The sequence below is a fragment of the Gordonia sp. Swx-4 genome (genome assembly GCF_030316175.1).
In the GTDB taxonomy this organism is placed as follows: Bacteria; Actinomycetota; Actinomycetes; order Mycobacteriales; family Mycobacteriaceae; genus Gordonia; species Gordonia alkanivorans.
Genome location: NZ_CP128197.1, coordinates 4438036 through 4458364, shown reverse-complemented (window position 1 = coordinate 4458364; position 20329 = coordinate 4438036). Strand labels below are relative to the sequence as shown.

The following is a 20329-nucleotide window of genomic DNA, read 5'->3' as shown; positions in this document are numbered from 1 at the left end:
TGGGCATGCGTTCGAGGCGGGGGAGCCGCGACTACGGGTCGATTCTGCTCGGCTCGGTCGAGGAGAGCGGGGTCAAGCAGCGTGTCCGTATCCAGACGCTGCTGACGTCCTCGATCGTGGTGGCGAACATCTTCGGCGCGGTCGTCGCGACCGCCCTGGCCGCCGTGGGCATCCCGCAACCGACGGTCTTCACCGCCGAACTGTGGTGGGTGAACTACATCGCCGTACCCGTGTACATCCTCGGCGCGTTCGTGATCGGGATCGGTTGGGGCACCCTGGTGGGCGTCCGGAACCTCCGGTGGGCCATCCGGGACGAGGCCCCGACCAAGCGCGACGCACGCCGGACGATGCGCCTGCCGTGGCGGCTGTCGCTGGTGCAGGGCCTGCTCTGGGCGGGCGCCACGGTGATGCTGACGATCATGTACGGCGTCGTCGACCCGCAGCTGATCCCCAAGACGCTCTTCGTCGTCGGCATGAGCGGCGTCGTGGTGGTGGGGATCTCCTACCTCTTCATCGACTTCACCCTGCGGCCCATTGTGGCCGAACTGATCTCGGCCGGATTCCACCGCCGTAAGCGCACCGGTGTGAAGTCACGGGCGGTGGTGTCGTGGATGGTCGGTTCGGCGATCCCGATCATCGGCATCCTGCTGGTCGTGGCGTTCGGGGTGGGGCGCGACGAGACGTCCAAGCTCGATCTCTTCATCGGGGTGACGGTCCTGGGCCTCACCGCCCTGTTCACCGGTCTTCTGCTGACCCTGCTCTCGTCGATGAGCATCACCGGGCCGATCGGCTCGGTGCGTTCCGGGATGAACCGCGTGACCTCCGGCGATCTCGAGAACGCCGACCTCGTCGTCTACGACGGCACCGAACTCGGTGACCTGCAGGTGGGTTTCAACTCGATGGTGTCTGGGCTGCGCGAACGGGAACGGATGCGCGACCTGTTCGGGCGTCACGTCGGCCGCGAGGTCGCGGAAGCGGCGTTGTCGTCGGACCCCGAACTCGGCGGTACCGAGCGGGTGGCCGCCGCCCTCTTCGTCGACGTGATCGGCTCGACGACCCTTGCCGCGCAACGCCGTCCGACCGAGGTCGTGGAGATCCTCAACAAGTTCTTCGCCGTCATCGTCCGGGCCGTCGAGGACAAGGACGGGCTCGTCAACAAGTTCGAGGGCGACGCGGTCCTGGCGATCTTCGGCGCACCCATCGAACTCGACGACCCGGCCGGCGCGGCACTCGCGGCCGCGCGGCGCATCGTCGCCGACCTCGCGGTCGAGGTGCCCGAACTGTCCGCGGGGGTCGGGGTGAGTTACGGGACCGTCGTTGCCGGAAACGTCGGCGCCATCGAACGTTTCGAGTACACGGTGATCGGCGACCCGGTGAACGAGAGTGCGCGGCTATCCGAACTCGCCAAACGCGACCCGTCGAGTCCGCTGGCATCGGGGCGCGCGGTCGAGGCCGCCGACCCCGCCGAGGCCCGTCGCTGGACGCAGCAGGAGACCCTGCCGTTGCGCGGCCGGACGGCCGAGACGGTTGTCTACGCGGCCGCCGCGGGGGAGGACACGGCGACCGCGGAGAAGACGACCGGGAAGAAGACGGCGGCCAGGGAGAAAGCGACCGCGGAGACCGAGACCGGTTAGGTGCTCAGATGGCGTCTTCGGAGCTGATGAGGATGCCGTCGGGGCCGACGATGCTCAGGCCGAGCCCGTCGAAGACCGAGTACTTGTACCCGTTGTTGTAGGCGACGTAGTAGTAACGGCCGCTGCCGTTCTCCTGCTCGAACACCCCGGAGACGGGGATGCACAGGGTGTTGCCGGAGCTGCGTGCGACGCCACGGTATTCGAGGTCACCGTTGCCCCACTGGCAGATGGTCGCCGCCGACTTCGCGGTCACGACCGAGGTGACGGTGTACTGATCGGCGTCGCACGACGGTGTGACCGGGGCCGCGGTGGCCGTGGAGGTGCCGACGGCGAGTGCGCCGGCGGCGAGGACGAGTGTTGCGCCGGCCGTAATCAGGCGGATGTGCGTTGCTGTCATGAGAACCGAAGCTAGAGCAGAGTTTTCGTCTGCAACATGGGTAGAACTCCCCGCCATCGTTCGGACGGATGACCCTTCGATACGCCCTCCGCAGGCTCCGGGCTGCTCACGGAGCAGAGTCAGACGCCGCGGTCGCCCTGTCCCTCGGCGAAGTCCAGGCGGCGCAGTGCGATTCGGAGGACCTCGTCGTCGATGCGGCCGGCGTCGCGTTCGGCGATGAAGACCTTGCGTTGCAGGTGCAGGAGTTCGGTGCGGATCCGGGAGCCGGCGGCGGTGGGGCTCTCGCCGATCGTCTCGGGGCCACGGCCGAGTTCCTCCCACGCCACATCGCGCTGAGAGGTGATCCACTTGCGCATGAGGACCACCTGCATCCGCCTGGGATCGTCGTCGGCGAGGCCGGCGGCGATCTCCTCGAGTCGATGCTCCGCCTCCCGTGAGGCCCGGTCCTGGGCGGCGGCGTAGGCGAGACGATCCTGCGCGCGCTCGTCGCCGGTGACGCCGAGCTTCCGGATCACCCAGGGCAGGGTGGTGCCCTGGATCAGGAGGGTGCCGACCACGACCACGAACGTCAGGAGCAGGATCTCGGCGCGCGCCGGGAAGGGTTCGCCGGATTGGGTCGTCAACGGGATGCCGAAGGCGGCGGCGAGCGAGACCACTCCGCGCATCCCCGCCCAGGAGACGACGAAGACGGAGGCCGGCGTCGGGCGCGGATCGGGGCCGAGTCTTCCGCGGAAGATGACACCCGGCAAGTAGGCCGCCGGGTAGACCCAGAGGAACCGGATGACGATCGTGGCGGTGAGCACCGCGGCCGCGTCGATGGCGACCTGAACCCACGATTCACCTTCGACACCCTCGATGATGAACGGCATCTGGACGCCGATGAGCAGGAAGACGAACGATTCGAGGATGACGTCGATGGACTTGCGCACCGCTTCGTCCTGGAGTCGGGTGGCATAGCCGAGGCGGACCGAACGCTGACCGAGGAACAGTCCGGCGGTGACCACGCCGATCACGCCCGAGCAGTGCAGTTGTTCCGCGACGAAATAGGTGGCGAACGGCACCATGATCCCGATCGCGGTCTCCATCGGAGGGTCGGTCAACCAGATCCGCACCCACGAGACGGCCACGCCGAAGAGGAGCCCGACCACGAGTCCGCCGACCGCCGCGACGGCGAAGGTCAGCAAGCCCTCGCTCAGTGAGGCGGTCAGGCCGATGGCGGCGGCGAGGGCGATCCGGAACGCGGTCAGCGCCGTGGCGTCGTTGAGGAGACTCTCCCCGCCGAGGAGCGTCATGACCGGCCGCGGGAGTCCGAGGCGACGGCCGATCGCCTGCGCCGACACCGCGTCCGGAGGAGCGACCACGGCTCCGAGCACGAGTGCCGCGGACAGTGGGAGGTTGGGGACGGTCAGATGGGCCACGAACCCGACGACGACCGTCGTCACGAGTGGCAGACCCACGGCGAGTGCCGCGATCCCTCGCCAGCGTGCTCGGATCGCCTGGTAGGAGCTCTCCTGGGCGGCGGAGTACAGGAGCGGCGGCAGGATGAGGAAGAGCACGAGTTCGGGGTTCAGCTCGGGCGTCGGCAGACCGGGAATCCAGCCGATGGCCAGGCCGACGGTGACCAGGATCAGTGGCGAGGACAGCCCATGGCGACGGCAGAGTGCGGCGACCGCCAACGCGACGACCGCGATGACCAGAAGCGATGCACTCATCCGAGCGACTGTAATCGCGACAGGCGCCGTTGATAATGGTGAACATGCAGATCTTCCGTCGATCCTCGTCCCGCGGCGACGCCTCGTCGGGGCCGGCACCCGACGCCGACGACGCGTCGGTTCCGTCCGCGCGCTGCCCCGAGCTGGCCGCGGTCGCGGGTGAATCGATACCCGTGCCGGAACCCGCGGCGGGCGAGAAGCTCGGCTGCGAGGGCTGCGTGGCGATCGGGGAGGATCATTGGGCGCACCTGCGGATGTGCCTGCGATGCGGGTACATCGGGTGCTGCGACTCCAGTCCGCGCCGGCATGCGACCGCGCACTTCCACGACACCTCCCATCCGGTCATGCGGTCCGCCGAACCAGGCGAGAGCTGGAGGTGGTGTTACGTGCACGAGGTCATCGGTTGAGAGCCGCACCACGACACCGCGCAACCGGGTGTCACCGTGGCCGAACCCGGACCGACGACAAGTAGGATTTGGGAATGACGTCGAACAGCGAGAGCGCGACCAGCGCGGATCAGCCGGCGCCGACGATCGGCCCGCCGGATGTCATCGGCACGCCGCTGAGTCCGACGGCGACCAAGGTGATGGTGCTCGGTGCGGGCGAACTCGGCAAAGAGGTCGTGATCGCGTTCCAGCGTCTCGGCGTCGAGGTCGTCGCCGTGGATCGCTACGCCAACGCGCCCGGCCAGCAGGTCGCGCACCACGCGGAGGTCATCGACATGACCGACCCGGAGGCGCTGCTCGCCGTCATCGACAAGCACCGGCCCGCCTATGTGGTGCCGGAGATCGAGGCCATCGCGACGGAGGCCCTCGTCGATGTCGCCGAGCGGGGCCTCGCCGAGGTCATCCCGACCGCGAGTGCCGTCGTCGCCACGATGAACCGCGAGGGCATCCGACGCCTCGCCGACGAGGAACTCGGCCTCCCGACGTCTCCGTATCTCTTCGCCGACACCCTCGAGGAACTGACGGTCGCCGCCCGGCAGATCGGCTTCCCGTGCGTCGTGAAGCCGGTGATGTCCTCCTCCGGCAAAGGGCAGTCGGTCCTGCGCGGACCCGACGACGTCGCGTCGGCGTGGGAGACCGCGAACACCGGCGGCCGCGTTCAGGGCAACCGCGTCATCGTCGAGGGATTCATCGAATTCGACTATGAGATAACGCTTCTCACGGTGCGCGCGATCGACCCGCGAACCGGGTTGCTGACGTCGCACTTCTGTGCCCCCATCGGTCACCGGCAGATCAACGGCGACTACGTCGAGAGCTGGCAGCCGCACGAGATGAGTCCGGATGCGCACGCCTCCGCGACGTCGATCGCGGCCCGCATCGCCACCGCGCTCGGTGACGGAAAGCTCGCCGGCCGTGGCGTTTTCGGCGTCGAATTGTTTGTCCAGGGTGACGACGTCTACTTCTCCGAGGTGAGTCCGCGTCCGCACGACACCGGTCTCGTCACCATGGCGACCCAGCGGCTGTCGGAGTTCGAGATGCACGCCCGCGCGATCCTCGGCCTGCCCGTCGACGTCACCCTTGCGTCGCCCGGCGCGTCTGCGGTGATCTACGGACAGCTCGACCAGCCCGCCATCGGATTCGAGAACGTCGCCGCGGCACTCGCGGTGCCCGAGACCGACATCCGCCTGTTCGGCAAGCCCGAGAGCTTCCATCGCCGGCGCATGGGTGTGGTCACCGCGACCGCCGACGACGTGCCCGCCGCCCGCGAGCGCGCCGTGCGTGCGGCCTCGCTGGTCTTGCCCGTGCCGGGTCGGGCCGCCGTCCGCAAGGCGACGGTTCTGCCGCCGCCGGCCCCGCCCGCACCGCCGCGCCGTCCCGGCCCCCAGCCCGGACACGCCGGCCCGCCGCCCGGGCCCGTCGGTCCTCCGCCGGGGTCGCCGGACCCCGCCCGGTCGTCCCGTCCCGCCGCCCGGTCGTCCCGTCCCGCCACCCGGCCGGCCGGTACCGCCGCCCGGCCCGCGTCCGGCTCCCCGACCCGCCGGCGGTTCCGCCGGACCCGGAGGTCCCGGAGGTCAGCGGCCGATCGCACCTCCCGGGGCACCCCGTCCCGCAGGTCCTCCCCGTCCGGCGGCCCCGGGACAGTCCCCGGTCATGGCGTCGCTGGTGAAGACCGGCGATCCCGCCGACGAGCCGGCCCCCCGGTCGCCCGTCGCGGGCGAGTGACCGGGCGTCGAACAGGTGCCGCTCTGGGGTGAGCTGCTTGTCGCGGCCGTCATCTTCGTCGGTCTGGTCGGGATCGTCGTCCCGATCCTGCCGGGAACGCTGCTGATCGCCTCCGCGCTCCTCGTCTGGGCGATCGTCGTGGGCGGTTGGGCCTGGTCGGTGTTCGCCGCGGCCCTCCTCGCGCTCGTGGTCGGCGAGGTGATCAAATACCTCGTCGCCGGAAAGTCGTTGCGCACGGACGGTATTCCGAACCGGACCGTCGTGGTCGGCGGTCTCGTCGGGATCGTCGGTTTCTTCGTCGTGCCCGTGATCGGTCTGCTGCTCGGCTTCGTCGTGGGTGCGGTGGCCGCCGAACTCGTGCGTACCCAGAGTCTCGAGTTGGCTTGGCGCGGCGCGGTGGCCGCACTCAAGGCGGCGGCCAAGACGATCGGCATCGAACTGCTCTTCGCGCTCGTCGCCACCAGCATCTGGACGGGTGGCGCATTCGTCTGGTGAGGCCCGTTCTCCGAGAACGGGATACGCGCGACCTCCGCGTGCCAGAATGGCGCCTGTGCGCATCGGGATGACGATGCCCGTGATGGAGCCGGACCTCGACGCAGGAACGCTCCACTCATGGGCCACCACCATTGACGACGGCCCGTTCAGCTCCCTGTGCTGGGGTGAGCGGATAGCGTTCGACAACCCCGAATGCCTGACGTTCCTCGGTGCGGCAGCCGCGTGGACCCGGCGCGTGCCGTTGGTGATGACCGTCGTCGTGCCCCAGCTGCACGACCCGGTCATGCTCGCGAAGGCGCTGGCCACCGGAGACATGCTGTCGGAGGGCCGGCTCACCGTGGCGCTCGGGGTCGGCGGCCGACACGAGGATTACCGGGCCGTCCGCGCCGACCCGTCCACCCAGACCATGCGGCAGCTCGCCGAACGTGCCGAGACGATGAAACGGGTCTGGGCGGGCGAGAAGCTGACCGAGTCGGTGCTTCCGGTCGGACCGCTGCCGCATCGCAAGGGCGGTCCGTCGCTGCACGTCGGGACCACCGGGCCCAAGACGATCCGCAGCGCCGTCGACTGGGCCGACGGCATCGCCGGGGTCACCCTCGATCTCGACGCGTCGAAGCAGAACGAACTGTTCGACGTCGCGCGTTCGGCATGGGCCGAAGCCGGGCGTCCCGCACCGCATCTCGCGACGTCGTTCTGGTTCGCCATCGGCGAGGGCGACGCACCTCGGGCGCAGGTGACCCGGCACCTGCACCACTACATGAACTGGATTCCGACGGAGTTCGTCGACGCCATCGCACCCACAACGGGGTGGTCGGGTACCGAGGCCGAACTCGGGGAGGTGCTGCGCCGCTTCGCCGACGTCGGCACCGACGAAGTGCAGCTCATCCCGACGAGTTCGGACCCCGACCAGCTCCGACGCGCGGCGGACGTCGCCGCAGCGTTCACCTGATCTCCCCCGAAAACGACATTGCGGCAGTTGATTCCGGAATCCGGAACCAGCTGCCGCAAGTCCTCGGTGATCAGTGGGAGGCGTCTGCCCCGGGCTTGAGCATCACCAGGCACAGCACGGCGGCTGCCGCAGTGAGGATGCCCGAGAAGATCAGGCACAGCTGCATACCGTCGAGGAAGGCGTCGCCCACGGCGTTCATGACAGTCGGGGTGTCCGCGCCGAGATCGAGACCTGTCACCGCACCGAGGCCCTGACCGTCCACCGCGTCGACGACGCGCTCGCGCATCTCGCCGTCGACACCCGCGTCGGCGAGCTGCCCGGGCAGCGAGTCCACCGCGCCCGCGGTGAGCAGGGCGCCGAGGACGGCCGGACCGAGCGCGCCGCCGACCTGACGGAAGGCGTTGTTGCCGGCCGCCGCCATGCCCGCAAGCCGATAGGGCACCGCGGAGACCGCGGTCGCGGTCATCGGGGCCATCACGAAGCCCATACCCAGGCCGAGGACGACCAGGCGCCACCCGATCGCGGCGAACGAGGTGCCGGCATCGATGGTGAGCAGCGCGAACTGCGCCGCCGCGACCGCGGCCAGACCGCCGCCGATCAGGAAACGCGCCTGAACCTGGTGCATCATCTTGCCCGCGAGCGCACCCACGATCATGGATGCGCCGTTCATCAGCGCGAGGCGCCAGCCGGCCTCGATGGTGCCGAGCTGCTGCACCATGCCGAAGTACATGCTGAGCACGAAGATGAAGCCGATCAGCGACAGGAAGCTGATCATCGCGATCAGCGTGGTGACGGTGAAGGCGCGGCTGCGGAACAGTGCGAGGTCGAGCATCGGGCTGTCCGAACGGCGCTCGACCGCAACGAAGGCCGCACCTGAGAGAACCGCGATGATCAGGGCGGTGATCACGCGGGGGTCGCCCGGTCCGTTGACGCCGGCCTCGATCACGCCGAAGACCAGTGCGGTGACCGCGACGGCCGCGGTCACCTGACCGGGCCAGTCGAGACGTCGGGTGTGCGGGGCACGCGACTCCGGAAGCGCCGTCAGGGCGATCGCGAAGGCGGCGACGGCGAACGGGATGGGCAGCACGTAGATGAAGCGCCAGCCCATGTTCTCGGCCACCGGTCCGGCGATCAGCGGACCCACGGTGAGCGCCAGCATCAGCGACGAGGCCCAGATGCCGATGAACTTTCCGCGTTCACGGAAGTCGGGGACCGCGTGGCTGATGAGCGCAAGGGTCGTCGGCAGCAGCGCGGCGGCACCGGTGCCCGCCAGGGCCTGTCCGACCCACACGAACTCGATCGACTGCGCGGAGAGCGCGACGACGGCACCAAGGGTGGACAGCACGAGACCGGTCAGATAGACCTTGCGGCGGCCGTGGACGTCGCCGAAGACGCCGGCGGTCAGGATGAATGCCGCCATCGGCAGCACGAAGGCGTCCTGCACCCAGGACAGCTGCGCTGTCGATGCGCCGAGGGCGTTGCCGATCGCCGGCAGGCTGACCGCGACGCTGGTGATGGGCAGGTAGGCCACGAAGACGCCGAGGCAGGCCATCACGATGGTGGCCGTCCGGTGCTCCGGGGGAGCGGGAAGGGTGGTGGACGTGGTGGTCACGCACTCTCGCTTTCGATGTCGGGGGTGACCGGGCACGGCCCGGTGATCGGACGCGACCACGGGTCGTCGTCTCGGGAGGGGCCTCGGCGATGCGATGGTTGCCGCGCGATGAAGCGCAGAACCCAATTGTCCGGTGCACGTGTACAAAAACGGCAGCCGGATCACTCTGTGCGGAACATTTGTCGGTTGAGGTAATGATCACGCGTAGTATTCCTCCATGATGGACGACACCGACGGAACAATCCTCCGCGCTCTCCAGGTCTATCCGCGGGCATCGTTCCGCCTGCTCGGCGAGGTCGCCGGGATCTCCGAGCAGACCGCGGCGAGGCGGTATCAGGCCCTGCGTCGCGCCGGGGTGACCAGAGTCGTCGGCGTCGTCCGGCCGGCGGTGCGTGGCGATGCGGAGTGGGTGGTGCGCGTTCGGTGCCGTCCGGACCGGCTGGAACCGCTCGCCGCGTCCCTCGCTCGGCGCCGAGATGTGGTCTTCGCCTACGTCGTCTCCGGCGGAACCGAGATCGTCTGCATCGTCCGGGCACCGATCGTGGCCGTCGGCGACGATGCGCTGCTGGCGGCGCTGCCGTCGCGTGCGGCGGTCCTCGACCTTCGCGTCGATCTCCTGTTGCACGCATTCAACCCGGGTTCGGCGTCGAAGTGGACCGGTTTCGGCGGGTGCCTGCCGGAGGAGTCCCGGGCGCTGGTGGCCGCGGCGGCCTCCGGTGCCGCCGGTGTCGAGGAGGAGGCGGTCGACGGCGGGGCCGTCGAGAACGCGCGCCTGACCGACGACGACGCGCCGCTCATCGCCGCGCTGACACAGGACGGCCGTCTGCCGCATCGGGAGCTGGCACGTGTCTGCGGGTGGACGGTGGGGCGTGTGCGTCGACGGTTGCGGACGCTGGAGCAGGGCGGCGCACTGCAGTACGACGTCGAGATCCTGCCCGAGCGACTGGGTTTCGATCTGAGTGCCACACTGTGGCTCGAGGTGTCGCCGGGCGCGATCGATGCGGTGGGTGAGGCGGTCGCCGCGCACGACGAGGTGGCGTTCGCGGCCGCGATCAGCGGCGAACACAACCTCATGGTCTCGGTGATCTGCCGGAACGCCGACGATTTCTACCGCTATCTGCGCACCAGAATCGGTGCGATGGAAGGGATTCTTGGCTACTCGGTCAGCATCCGTGTCCGGCGGCTGAAGCAGAACGCGTCACTCGTGGTGCAGGGGCGGCTGATTCAGCCCGTCTGACCCCGATTGGCCTCGGTGACACGAATCTGCCGTTCGGAAGTACCGGCTGGGGGCGTGGTGCACGGTAACTTCCTTCTGTGACCTCGCCGACGACCGACAACCAGGGCCTGGTGCGGTTGTGCGTGCTCGCTGTCCTCGCCGGCTGCGTGACCGGCGTCCTCGGCGGGGCTTTCCGGTGGTGCCTCGACCATCTCAACCGGTGGCGGTTCGAGATGCTGGACTGGGCGGACGGTCTCGGCGCCCCGGGATGGTTCATCCCGGTCGCGGTGACAGCCGCGGGCGCGGCCTTCGGGGCGCTCGTCTCGCACCTGGTGCCGACCGCGGCGGGTAGCGGCATCCAGCATGTGGAGGCCGTCGAACGTGGTGAGGCGGAGCCGGCGCCGCTACGTGTCATCCCCGCACGATTCTTCGGTGGACTGGCCGCGATCGGTTCGGGTCTCATCCTCGGGCGAGAGGGCCCGACCGTGCACATGGGTGCCGCCGTCGGCTCCGAGACCGGACGCCGTGCCGGACTCGACCAATTCGACCTCCGCGTCATGCAGACCTCCCTCAGCGGGGCCGGCCTCGCGGTCGCCTTCACCGCGCCGGTGGGTGGCGCGCTCTTCGCGCTCGAGGAGGTGACGCACTCATTCCGGCTGCGGGTGGTCATACCGACCATCCTCGCAGTCGCTGCTGCGGTGGCCTGCGGTCACGTGATCCTCGGCGACCGGCCCGACTTCCTCGTCGGCGTGGTGGCCCCACCCTCGATCACCCTGCTGCCGGTGTTCGTGGTCTTCGGTCTGCTCAGTGGCCTCGTCGGGATCGCCTACGGGAGAGCGGTTCTCGGCGCGATCCAGGGGGTACGCGGGATCACCCGCGTCCCGGCGATCGCGAAGGCCGCGATCATCGGTGCGATCGTCGGCGGGCTGATGGCCGTCGACACCGATGCCGCCGGGGGCGGAGACAACCTGGCGCAACAGATCTTCGACGGCTCGGTGGTCCTGCCGGTGGTCGCCGCACTGTTCATCGTTCGGTTCGTCGCCGGACCGCTGTCCTATGCCGCGGGCACACCGGGAGGTCTGTTCGCCCCGATGCTCGCGCTCGGTGCGCTGTGGGGTGTCCTGTTCGCCGCGGGCCTCGACGCCGTGATCCCGCAACCGGATTCGACGCTGCGCGACGCCCTGGTGCTCGCGGGCATGGCCGCACTGTTCGGTGCGGTGGTCCGGGCGCCGCTCACCGGCATGGTCGTCGTGATGGAGATGAGCGCGACGACGACGGTGGCGGTCCCCATGCTCGCCGCGACCGCGGCGGCCGTGCTCGTGGCACATCTCTCCGGGACCCCGCCCGTCTACGACTCGCTGCGCGAACAGATGCTCGCCAACGACGCTTCCCGCGAACGGGATTCGGGCGCCTAGAAGGTACGCGTGTGCGCGCCGAGCGGCACGATCAGCGGTCCGCCCGAGATCGGGTCCGTCATCACATGTGCCCGCAGGCCGAAGGCTTCGTCGAGCATCGCGGCGTCGATGACCTGGGCCGGGGCGCCCGTGGTGACGATGGCGCCGTTCTTCATGACCACCAGTGAATCGCTGTAGCGGGCCGCGAGATTGAGGTCGTGAAGGACCATGACCACGGTCTTGCCGTGATCGTCGCGGAGACGACGGACCAGGTCGAGGACGTCGATCGAGTGTGCGAGGTCGAGGTAGGTGGTCGGCTCGTCGAGCAGGATGAGGTCGGTGCCCTGCGCGAGCGTGAGTGCGATCCAGACCCGCTGGCGCTGACCGCCGGAGAGCGCGTCGAGGGTACGGTCGGCGAGTTCGAGGGTGTCGGTCATCTCCATCGCCTCGGCCACCGCGGCCTCGTCGGCGGCGGTTGCCTGCTGGTACCACCGCTGATGCGGATGCCGGCCCCGCCCGACCAGGTCGGCGACGGTGAGACCCTCGGGCGCCACCGGGTTCTGGGGCAGGATCGCCAGGGTCCGGGCGACCTGCTTGGGCCGCACGTGCGCGATGTCCTCGCCGTCGAGGAACACGGTGCCCGCCTTTGGCGGCAGCAACCGGGCGAGGCATCGCAGGAGCGTCGACTTGCCGCAGCCGTTGGAGCCGATGATGGTCGTGACCCGGCCGTCGGGGATGTCGATGTCGAGACCGTCGATCACCACTCGCTGGTCGTAGCCGACGGTGAGTCCGCTGCCGCGAAGCCGGGCCGTCGTCTGCGGGGCGTTCTCGGTGGGGGAGATGGTCATACGGTCGCCTTCCGGGACATCGCGATCATCAGGTAGATGAGGAACGGTCCGCCGATCGCGGCGGTGACTATGCCCACGGGTAGGCCGCCGGGCAGCACAGTGCGGCACAACAGATCTCCGCCGAGCACGAGGGACGCACCGACCAGGCCGGACAACAACGGCGTCGGAACCGCGGTGCGGGCCAGCCGCAGCGCGATCTGTGGGGCGAGCAACGCGACGAAGGCGATCGGTCCGGCGGCGGACACGCACAGCGCACTGACCAGGACCGCGGTCAGCAGCAGTGTCGTGGACACCGCGCCGGTCCGGACGCCGAGTCCGCGTGCGAGATCCGGTCCGAGGCTGAGCATGCCGATCTGCCGCGAGAACACGACGATCACCACGATCCCGAAGACGACCCCACCGACCACCGGCCAGACATTGGACCAGCCCACGTTGGCGACCGAGCCGACCAGCCACACCTGGGCACGCCCGACGTCGCGAATGTCGGCACGGGTGAGCAGGAAGTTGGTCAGCGCCTGCAACATCCAGGTCATGCCGACGCCGATCAGCACGAGGCGGAACGGGTTGATGCCGCTGTTCGCCTTGCGGCCGGGCCAGGCGAGCACGTACATGAGCGCCGCGGTCAGGAGGGCGCCGATCATCGCCGACGCCGGGACGCCGAGGTCGCCGAACCAGCTGCCCCAGCTCGTGGTCGAGAAGGCGATTGCCGCGACCGCCGCCGCACTCGCACCGGCGGTGATGCCGAGGATGTCCGGGGTGGCGAGGGGGTTCTGGGAGATCAGCTGGGTGATGGAGCCGGAGAACCCGAGCCCGATGCCCACCAGCAGGCCGACGAGGGCCCGGGGGAGCGCGACGTCGAAGACGACGACGTTCTCGATGCGGGTGCCGCCGCCCAGCAGGATGCGCGCGACGTCGATCGGGGTGAGAGGGAAGTCGCTGACGCCGACGCCGGTCAGGAACAGCACCACCGCGAGTGCCGCCGAGACGAGCGCGACGACCAGCATGCGCGGACGCACGACGAACGACACCGGCTCGATCGCGAGGCGGTAGCCCCCGGGATGCGGGGCGACGCTGCGGGTACGTGCTGCGAGGCCACGAGCACGGGGCTCGGGCGTCTTCACGTCGGAGGAGTTCATACGGTTGCCAACCTCTGCCGACGGACCAGGAAGATCAGGAACGGAGCGCCGACCAGGGCCAGCATGACGCCCACCTGGACCTCACCCGGACGCGCGACGACGCGGCCGAGGATGTCGCAGCCGACGAGGAGTATCCCGCCGAGCAGTGCCGAGTACGGAATGATCCAGCGATAGTCGGCGCCGACGAACGCACGCGCGATGTGCGGTACCACCAGTCCGAGGAACACGATGGGCCCGCAGGCCGCGGTGGCGGCGCCGATCAGCAGAGTGATCGTCAGGATGCCGAGCGCGCGGATGAGGATCACCCGCGAGCCCAGGGCCTTGGTCATGTCGTCACCGAGGCTCAGGACATTCAGGAAGAAACCGCTCGCCAGCGCGAACACGAGTCCGACGCTGATGAACGGCAGGCTCGCCCAGAACACGTCGATGCCACGGCCGGCGGTCGAACCGACGCTCCAGAATCGCCACTGGTCGAGCGAGTTGGTGTCGACGAGCACGATCGATGATGTGATCGCGGTGAGCATCGCCGTCAGTCCCGTTCCCGCGAGGATCAGGGTCAGCGGACTCGAGCCGCTCAGTGCCGACAGCCCGAAGACGACGGTCGCGGCGATGATCGCGCCGAGCAGTCCGAAGAACATGAAGGCGACGGGGCTGGTGATCCCGAGCAGGTAGATCCCGGCCACGACCGCGCACGCGGCTCCGGCGTTGACGCCGAGCATGCCGGGATCGGCGATGGGGTTGCGCGTGTGTCCCTGGGTGATGGCACCGGCGGCGCCGACGGCCAGACCGGCGAACAATCCGAGCAGGGTTCGCGGGACGCGGAGATCCCAGACGATGCCGTCGACGTCGGTGTCCTTGGTGATCTCCGGCAGCCGGAGATCGAGGAGGGCGGCCCAGACCTCGGTGATCCCGGCGGCGAAACTCGTCCACACCTCGTCGAGCGGGACGGGGCGGGTACCGAACAGCACGGAGGCCACGACCAGCCCCACCAGAGCCGCGACCAGCACGGGAATGCCGAGAACACGAAGGGAGCGGCGCACGAAGGGTTACCTTACCAACGCTGGTCGGCGACTCTCGCGGCGCGGCACCGTGGATGTCGTTCGGGTAACGAAAGACCGCACCGGAGTTAGTGGAGGCTGTGTCTTCGGTAACACTGCGATGAGCTCGGATCGATATGCCCAGTGTTTCGAGGGTTCTGAAAACAGGAGGATCGATGAAGTCATTCAAACGGGCCGTTGTCGGAGTGTTGGCTGCGGGAAGCATCGCGGCGGGCACACTCGTGGGTGCCGCGCCCGCGCAGGCCGCCGTCCCCAACCTGCAGATGACGGGTGGGGTCTACTGCCAGTTCGGAGCCCCGGGTACCCCGTGGAACCAGGCGTGGAGCATGACCCGGTTCATGCGTGTCACGGCGCGTGACGGCGATTTCCGCAACGTCACCCTGCAGGAGAGCGGCGGCGCGACGAAGTTCAAGCCGCTGCTGAAGAAGAACGAATCCCTGCTGATCAAGACCACCTGGTTCGGCTGCTTCCCGTCGTCGATCTCCGGGTACGCGATCTCCGACTACGCCGAGAACCTGACCGACAACGTCGGCTTCTGGTGGAACGTGCGACGCATCGACAACCCGTTCGACCGGTTCGGCACGGGCTCGTCCGCGTCGGCGTCCGCGCTGACCGGCGGCGGCAACACGGTCAAGGGAGTGCCCACCATCCCCGGGCGCTGAGTCCGTAGAGAACAGACGACGAGGGGCGACCGGTGAGAACCGGTCGCCCCTCGTCGTCGATCTCCAGAGGTCGTCTCAGGCCGACGGCCGCGCCACCTTGTGGGGCTCCGACGCGGCGAGCATGTCCTCACGCTCGACGACCTTCACGCGCTCGCGGCCCTCGGCGGCACCGAGTGCGCGCTCATGCTCGTCGAGGCGGTACCAACCGTCCCACGTGGTGAACGGGATGTTCTTCGACTCGAGCAGCTCGATGATGGCGTCCTCGGCCGGAGCGGCGGGCTCGAGCAGCTTCTCGGCCTCCATGTCCTTGAGGATGCAGTCGACGGTCTCGTTGGCGTCGCCCTTGGTGTGGCCGATGAGACCGACCGGACCACGCTTGACCCAGCCGGTGGTGTAGACGCCGGTGAGCTGCTCACCCTCGTCGAACACGCGTCCGGCCTCGTTGGGGATGACCCCCGCCTGCGAGTCGAAGGGGATGCCGGGCAGGTTGTCCGACAGGTAGCCGACCGCACGGTAGACCGCTCCGACCTCCCAGTCGGTGATCTTGCCGGTGGGCTTGACGTTGCCGGTGCCGTCGAGCTGGGTGCGCTCGGTGCGCAGGCCGACGACCTTGCCGTCCTCGCCGAGGATCTCGGTGGGGCTCTCGAAGAAGTGCAGGAAGAGCTTGTGGATCGCACCCTGCTTGGGCTCGCGGATCGCGTAGTTCTCGATGATCGTCGCGACCTGGTCGGTGATCTTCGAGCCGCGGCGGGCGACGGTCGAACCCTCGTCGTAGTCGATGTCCTCGGGATTGACGATGACCTCGATGTTCGGCGAGTGGTCGAGCTCCTTGAGCTCGAGCGGGGTGAACTTGGCCTGCGCCGGTCCGCGGCGACCGAAGACGTGCACCTCGATGGCCTTGTTGGCCTTGAGACCCTCGTAGACGTTGGCCGGGATCTCGGTGGGCAGCAGCTCGTCGCCGGTCTTGGCGAGAACGCGCGCCACGTCGAGGGCGACGTTGCCGACGCCGATGACGGCTACCTTCTCCTGCTCGAGCGGCCAGGTGCGCGGGAAGTCGGGGTGGCCGTCGTACCAGGCGACGAACTGCGCGGCGCCGTAGCTGCCCTCGAGGTCGATGCCCGGGATGTCGAGCGCGCGGTCGTCGGTGGCGCCGGTGGAGAAGATGATCGCGTCGTAGTGCGACTTCAGCTCGTCGAGCGAGATGTCGGTGCCGTAGTCGACGTTGCCGAGCAGGCGGACCTGCGGCTTGTCGAGCACCTTGTGCAGCGCGGTGATGATGCCCTTGATGCGCGGGTGATCAGGCGCGACGCCGTAACGGATCAGACCGAACGGGGCCGGCATACGCTCGTAGAGGTCGATGCTGACGCCGCGATCCTTCACGGTGTCGGACTTCATCAACGCGTCGGCGGCGTAGATCCCGGCGGGACCCGCACCGACGATCGCAACCCGAAGCGGGCGGCTGTTCTCGCTCATGGAGTAGGTGTCTTCCGTTGCTCGGCGCGCCCCGCCACAGGAACCGGATCCGAAACCCTTGATTCTGGTGTCGACACGCTTGGATAAGGCCTATCCCTTCTACGGTAGGCGCTTGGTGTCCACTCCCAAAATTAGCTGTGAGGTAATCCTCACTTCTCGACGTCATCGCGATGACGCGGTGCGACGCGCGTCAGCGTGAGCCGGCAGCTTCGGCGAGGGGTCCGACGGCCTGATCGGCCACCCACGGGATCGTCAGCAGGGTCGGCACCGACATGGCACTGCCGACCTCCTGCGGCAGGTAGGCGACCCGTCCCGAACGCGCCACCTCGAGCCGGGTGAACGCCGGGTTCGACCGCAGCTTGTCGTTCGAACCCTCCCAGTCGACGGCGACGACGATGTCGGCCGCGTCGAGCCGGTCGAGGCTCTCGGCCGGTAGTTCGCCGTAGAACCCGCTGGTGATCGTGTCGCGGAGGACCGGCGGGAACGTGAGGCCGTAGCCCGCGACGGTCTGCGCCCGGCCGTCTTCGGGTCCGTACACCGAGACCCCGCCGGTCGGGCTCGCGGTCACCACGACGGCGGTCTTGCCCGCGAACTGCGGATTCTTCGCCCTGATGCCCGCGAGGAACGCCTCGGTCTCGGCGATCTTGCGCCGGGCGAGGTCGGGTTGCCCGATCGCGGTGCCGATCTGGATGGTCTGCGCATTCCACGGCACCTGCCACGGCTTGTACTGGGCGGGGCGGAGGATGGTGGGTGCGGTCTTGGTGAGCAGGTCGAACTGGTCGCGGGTGGGATCGGCGCCGACGGCGGTGATCAGGTCGGGGCTCGTGGCGAGCGCCTTGGGGATCTCGTTCCCGAGAGCTGCCGAAGTATTGGCGAGGACCACCGGTTGCGAGTCGCCGATCAGGTCGGCGTTCCACGGCGCGGTCGCCTGGTCGGGATCGGCGAACGGGGCGATCGTCGTCGGCATGACGCCGAGGGCGAGCAGCGTGTCGCCGTCACCCACGCCCAGCGCGGCGATCCGCGTGGGTGCCTTCTCCACGACCGCCGGGGCGTAGGCCTGCTGAACGGTGACGGGAATCGAGCCGGTCTCGGGAGCCGGGACGGACGCGGAATCGTCGGCGACCTTCTCCTCGGGAGCGGCGCAGGAGCTCACCACGAGGGCCGCCGCGGTCGCCGCGAGCACGATTCCGGACAGTCGATGGGGAAGCGGACGCATGTGGTTCCTCGTCGGTCGGCGTTAGGTTAGGCCCACCTTACCGAGCGCGGATCAGGTGCCCGCGCGATTCGACGCGATGGCGGCCGGAGAATCCGGACGGAGGTCACACCCGGCCTGTCGTTACACTTCGCGCCATGGCCAAAGCTGCAGGCGGGGGCCCCGACAAGCCCTCCGGTAAGGGTGCCGCATCCGGGAACACCTCTCGGGGCGCCGCGTCCTCGAAGAAGTCTGCCCTCGGCAAGGCGACATCGAACGACGACGTCGACGCCGCCCTCGTCGAGGAAGGGCCGCCGAACTGGAAGAACGCGTGGCCGTTCTTCGTGGCGGCAGGTGTCGTCGCGCTCCTCGTGCTGGGGATCGTGCTCTCGAGCATCTCGCGGCCGCCCGAGGAACGCGTCAGCGACGACGCGCGTGTCCAGTACGCCATCAACGACCTCTACACGGCGAAGAACGGCCCGAACTACGCCGAATATCGCGCCAACACCTGCGATGCCGACCTGGACAAAACCGGTTTCCCCTCCGAGGCGCAGTTCGTCGCGGAGAACCAGGCGTCGCTGGACCAGAACGGCCGCATCGAGATCCCCGAGATCACCGACCTGGTGGTCGACGGTGACCGGGCGACCGCCAAGGTCCATTGGCACTATAAGGACAAGGCCGATGCCAAGCAGGTCGTGGAGACGATCGTGGTGCGCGAGAACGGCGAATGGAAGGTGTGCTCCTCATGACCTATGCCGGCGACCTGACCCCGCGGGAAGCGTGGGAGAAGCTCGAGAACAATCCCGACGCGGTCCTCGTCGACTGTCGGACGCAGGCCGAATGGTCCTTCGTCGGCGTCCCCGACCTCGAGGTGCTCGGCAAGCGGACAATCTTCGCCGAGTGGACGACGTTCCCCGAGGGGCGCCGGAACGAGCAGTTCGTCGAACAGTTGCGCGGCGCCGGGGTCACCGATGACCACGAGGTCATCTTCCTCTGCCGCTCGGGGCACCGCTCGATCGGTGCGGCCGAGGCGGCGACCGCCGACGGAATCGGCAAGGCCTACAACGTGGTCGACGGGTTCGAGGGTGCCCTCGACGAGAACGACCATCGAGGTGCGTCGGGATGGCGCGCCGAGAATCTGCCGTGGAGGCAATCGTGAGTCCTGATTTGTCCGTGGGTCGTGAACTGCCGGAGGGTCTTTCACCCGACACCATCGCCGTCCGCGGTGGCCTCGCCCGCTCCGGCTTCTACGAGACCACCGAGGCGCTGTACCTGACCAGCGGATACGTCTACGACTCCGCCGAGGCCGCCGAGCGCGCCTTCACCGGCGAGGACCAGCGGTTCGTCTACTCCCGGTACGGCAATCCGACGGTCCACATGTTCCAGGAGCGGCTGCGTCAGCTCGAAGGTGCCGAGGCCTGCTTCGCGACGGCCAGCGGCATGGCCGCGGTGTTCGTCGCGCTCGGCGCCCTGCTCAAGGCCGGCGACCGGCTCGTCGCCGCCCGCAGCTTGTTCGGCTCGTGCTTCGTGGTGTGCAACGAGATCCTGCCGCGCTGGGGTGTCGAGACCGAGTTCGTCGACGGCGAAGACCTCGAACAGTGGGAGCGTGCACTGTCGAAGCCGGCCGACGCCGTCTTCTTCGAGACCCCGTCCAATCCGATGCAGACGCTCGTCGACGTCGCCAAGGTGTCCGAACTGGCGCATGCCGCGGGCGCGAAGGTGGTGCTGGACAACGTCTTCGCGACCCCGCTGCTGCAGCGCGGCCTCGATCTCGGTGCCGACGTCATCGTCTACTCGGGTACCAAGCACATCGACGGCCAGGGTCGCGTCATGGGCGGTGCCGTCCTCGGCACCAAGGAGTACATCGAGGGCCCGGTGCAGCAGCTGATGCGCCACACCGGCCCGGCGCTGAGCCCGTTCAACGCTTGGACCCTGCTGAAGGGCCTGGAGACCATGCGCCTTCGTGTCGACGCCTCGGTGGCCTCGGCGCTGCGCATCGCCGGGTTCCTGGAAGCCGACCCGCGGGTCCGCTGGGTGAAATACCCGTTCCTGCAGTCGCATCCGCAGTTCGAGCTGGCCAAGAGCCAGATGTCCGGTGGCGGCACCGTGGTGACCTTCGAGCTCAACGACCACGACGGCATCGACGGCAAGAAGCGCGCCTTCGAGGTCCTCAACGCGCTGCAGGTCATCGACATCTCCAACAACCTCGGTGACTCCAAGTCGCTGATCACCCACCCGGCCACCACCACGCACCGCGCGATGGGGCCCGAGGGGCGTGCCGCGATCGGTCTCAGTGACGCGGTCGTGCGCCTGTCGGTCGGGCTGGAGGGCATCGACGACCTGCTCGCGGATCTGGATCAGGCGCTCGGCTGAGCCCGCGCAC

At 68.8% G+C, this 20329-nt stretch carries 18 protein-coding genes and 1 pseudogene; 11 read left to right on the top strand and 8 right to left on the bottom strand.

What is annotated here, in order from left to right; all coding sequences use genetic code 11:
* Nucleotides 1-5 precede the first annotated feature (5 nt).
* Complete coding sequence (locus tag PWF70_RS20175) at nt 6-1634, top strand: adenylate/guanylate cyclase domain-containing protein (protein ID WP_006361002.1); 1629 nt, start codon at nt 6-8, stop codon at nt 1632-1634.
* Nucleotides 1635-1638: 4 nt separating this feature from the next.
* Here PWF70_RS20175 and PWF70_RS20170 read toward each other — a convergent pair whose 3' ends face one another.
* Both PWF70_RS20170 and PWF70_RS20165 read right to left on the bottom strand, forming a co-directional pair.
* Nucleotides 1639-2031, bottom strand: coding sequence for a hypothetical protein (locus PWF70_RS20170; RefSeq protein WP_006361003.1), 393 nt, complete (start codon nt 2029-2031; stop codon nt 1639-1641).
* Nucleotides 2032-2150: 119 nt separating this feature from the next.
* Nucleotides 2151-3743 (bottom strand): Na+/H+ antiporter, encoded by a 1593-nt coding sequence (locus tag PWF70_RS20165; protein WP_006361004.1) that lies wholly within the window; start codon nt 3741-3743, stop codon nt 2151-2153.
* A gap of 44 nt (nt 3744-3787) precedes the next feature.
* Here PWF70_RS20165 and PWF70_RS20160 point away from each other — a divergent pair, with 44 nt between their 5' ends.
* The 4 genes and pseudogenes from PWF70_RS20160 to PWF70_RS20145 all read left to right on the top strand — a co-directional run bounded on the left by PWF70_RS20160 (nt 3788) and on the right by PWF70_RS20145 (nt 7355).
* A complete protein-coding gene (locus PWF70_RS20160) occupies nt 3788-4150 on the top strand; it encodes a UBP-type zinc finger domain-containing protein (RefSeq protein WP_040004425.1) in 363 nt (120 codons plus the stop codon).
* A 74-nt stretch (nt 4151-4224) separates the two neighbouring features.
* Nucleotides 4225-5911: pseudogene (gene purT, locus PWF70_RS20155) on the top strand (formate-dependent phosphoribosylglycinamide formyltransferase).
* 15 nt (nt 5912-5926) lie between these two features.
* The gene (locus PWF70_RS20150; RefSeq protein WP_006357054.1) at nt 5927-6406 is read left to right on the top strand and encodes a DUF456 domain-containing protein; all 480 of its coding nucleotides are present in this window, start codon (nt 5927-5929) and stop codon (nt 6404-6406) included.
* A 46-nt stretch (nt 6407-6452) separates the two neighbouring features.
* On the top strand, nt 6453-7355 hold the full coding sequence (locus tag PWF70_RS20145) for an LLM class flavin-dependent oxidoreductase (RefSeq protein WP_006357053.1): 903 nt from the start codon (nt 6453-6455) through the stop codon (nt 7353-7355).
* A 70-nt stretch (nt 7356-7425) separates the two neighbouring features.
* Here the strand turns inward: PWF70_RS20145 and PWF70_RS20140 are convergent, their stop codons facing one another.
* A complete protein-coding gene (locus PWF70_RS20140; RefSeq protein WP_281430803.1) occupies nt 7426-8907 on the bottom strand; it encodes an MFS transporter in 1482 nt (493 codons plus the stop codon).
* Between the two features lie 280 nt (nt 8908-9187).
* Between PWF70_RS20140 and PWF70_RS20135 the strand changes: the two genes are divergently transcribed.
* Complete coding sequence (locus PWF70_RS20135; RefSeq protein ID WP_081474296.1) at nt 9188-10204, top strand: Lrp/AsnC family transcriptional regulator; 1017 nt, start codon at nt 9188-9190, stop codon at nt 10202-10204.
* A gap of 77 nt (nt 10205-10281) precedes the next feature.
* On the top strand, nt 10282-11598 hold the full coding sequence (locus PWF70_RS20130; RefSeq protein WP_006357050.1) for a ClC family H(+)/Cl(-) exchange transporter: 1317 nt from the start codon (nt 10282-10284) through the stop codon (nt 11596-11598).
* On the opposite strand, the gene PWF70_RS20125 is transcribed toward PWF70_RS20130, so the two are convergent.
* From PWF70_RS20125 to PWF70_RS20115, 3 genes are read right to left on the bottom strand one after another with little or no spacing between them, the layout of a single operon-like run.
* Complete coding sequence (locus tag PWF70_RS20125) at nt 11595-12425, bottom strand: ABC transporter ATP-binding protein (protein WP_006357049.1); 831 nt, start codon at nt 12423-12425, stop codon at nt 11595-11597. The two genes, PWF70_RS20130 and PWF70_RS20125, sit on opposite strands and share 4 nt — an antisense overlap.
* Nucleotides 12422-13561 carry a FecCD family ABC transporter permease gene (locus PWF70_RS20120; protein WP_155225525.1) on the bottom strand — a complete coding sequence of 380 codons (1140 nt, stop codon included), beginning with the start codon at nt 13559-13561 and terminating at the stop codon, nt 12422-12424. The genes PWF70_RS20125 and PWF70_RS20120 overlap by 4 nt, the downstream gene beginning before the upstream one ends.
* The gene (locus PWF70_RS20115) at nt 13558-14601 is read right to left on the bottom strand and encodes a FecCD family ABC transporter permease (protein WP_006357047.1); all 1044 of its coding nucleotides are present in this window, start codon (nt 14599-14601) and stop codon (nt 13558-13560) included. Before PWF70_RS20115 ends, PWF70_RS20120 begins: the two co-directional genes overlap by 4 nt.
* Before the next feature lie 173 nt (nt 14602-14774).
* On the opposite strand from PWF70_RS20115, the gene PWF70_RS20110 reads away from it, so the two are divergent.
* The gene (locus PWF70_RS20110) at nt 14775-15281 is read left to right on the top strand and encodes a hypothetical protein (RefSeq protein ID WP_006357046.1); all 507 of its coding nucleotides are present in this window, start codon (nt 14775-14777) and stop codon (nt 15279-15281) included.
* A 75-nt stretch (nt 15282-15356) separates the two neighbouring features.
* On the opposite strand, the gene PWF70_RS20105 is transcribed toward PWF70_RS20110, so the two are convergent.
* A complete protein-coding gene (locus PWF70_RS20105; RefSeq protein ID WP_006357045.1) occupies nt 15357-16754 on the bottom strand; it encodes an FAD-dependent oxidoreductase in 1398 nt (465 codons plus the stop codon).
* Nucleotides 16755-16944: 190 nt separating this feature from the next.
* Nucleotides 16945-17970, bottom strand: coding sequence for an ABC transporter substrate-binding protein (locus tag PWF70_RS20100; protein ID WP_035754573.1), 1026 nt, complete (start codon nt 17968-17970; stop codon nt 16945-16947).
* Between the two features lie 134 nt (nt 17971-18104).
* On the opposite strand from PWF70_RS20100, the gene PWF70_RS20095 reads away from it, so the two are divergent.
* From PWF70_RS20095 to PWF70_RS20085, 3 genes are read left to right on the top strand one after another with little or no spacing between them, the layout of a single operon-like run.
* A complete protein-coding gene (locus PWF70_RS20095) occupies nt 18105-18695 on the top strand; it encodes an Rv0361 family membrane protein (protein WP_042378017.1) in 591 nt (196 codons plus the stop codon).
* Nucleotides 18692-19105, top strand: a complete 414-nt coding sequence (locus tag PWF70_RS20090; RefSeq protein WP_006357042.1) for a rhodanese-like domain-containing protein — start codon at nt 18692-18694, stop codon at nt 19103-19105. Before PWF70_RS20095 ends, PWF70_RS20090 begins: the two co-directional genes overlap by 4 nt.
* Nucleotides 19069-20319: an O-succinylhomoserine sulfhydrylase gene (locus tag PWF70_RS20085; protein ID WP_006357041.1), complete on the top strand. Its 1251-nt coding sequence runs from the start codon at nt 19069-19071 to the stop codon at nt 20317-20319. Before PWF70_RS20090 ends, PWF70_RS20085 begins: the two co-directional genes overlap by 37 nt.
* Nucleotides 20320-20329 lie beyond the last annotated feature (10 nt).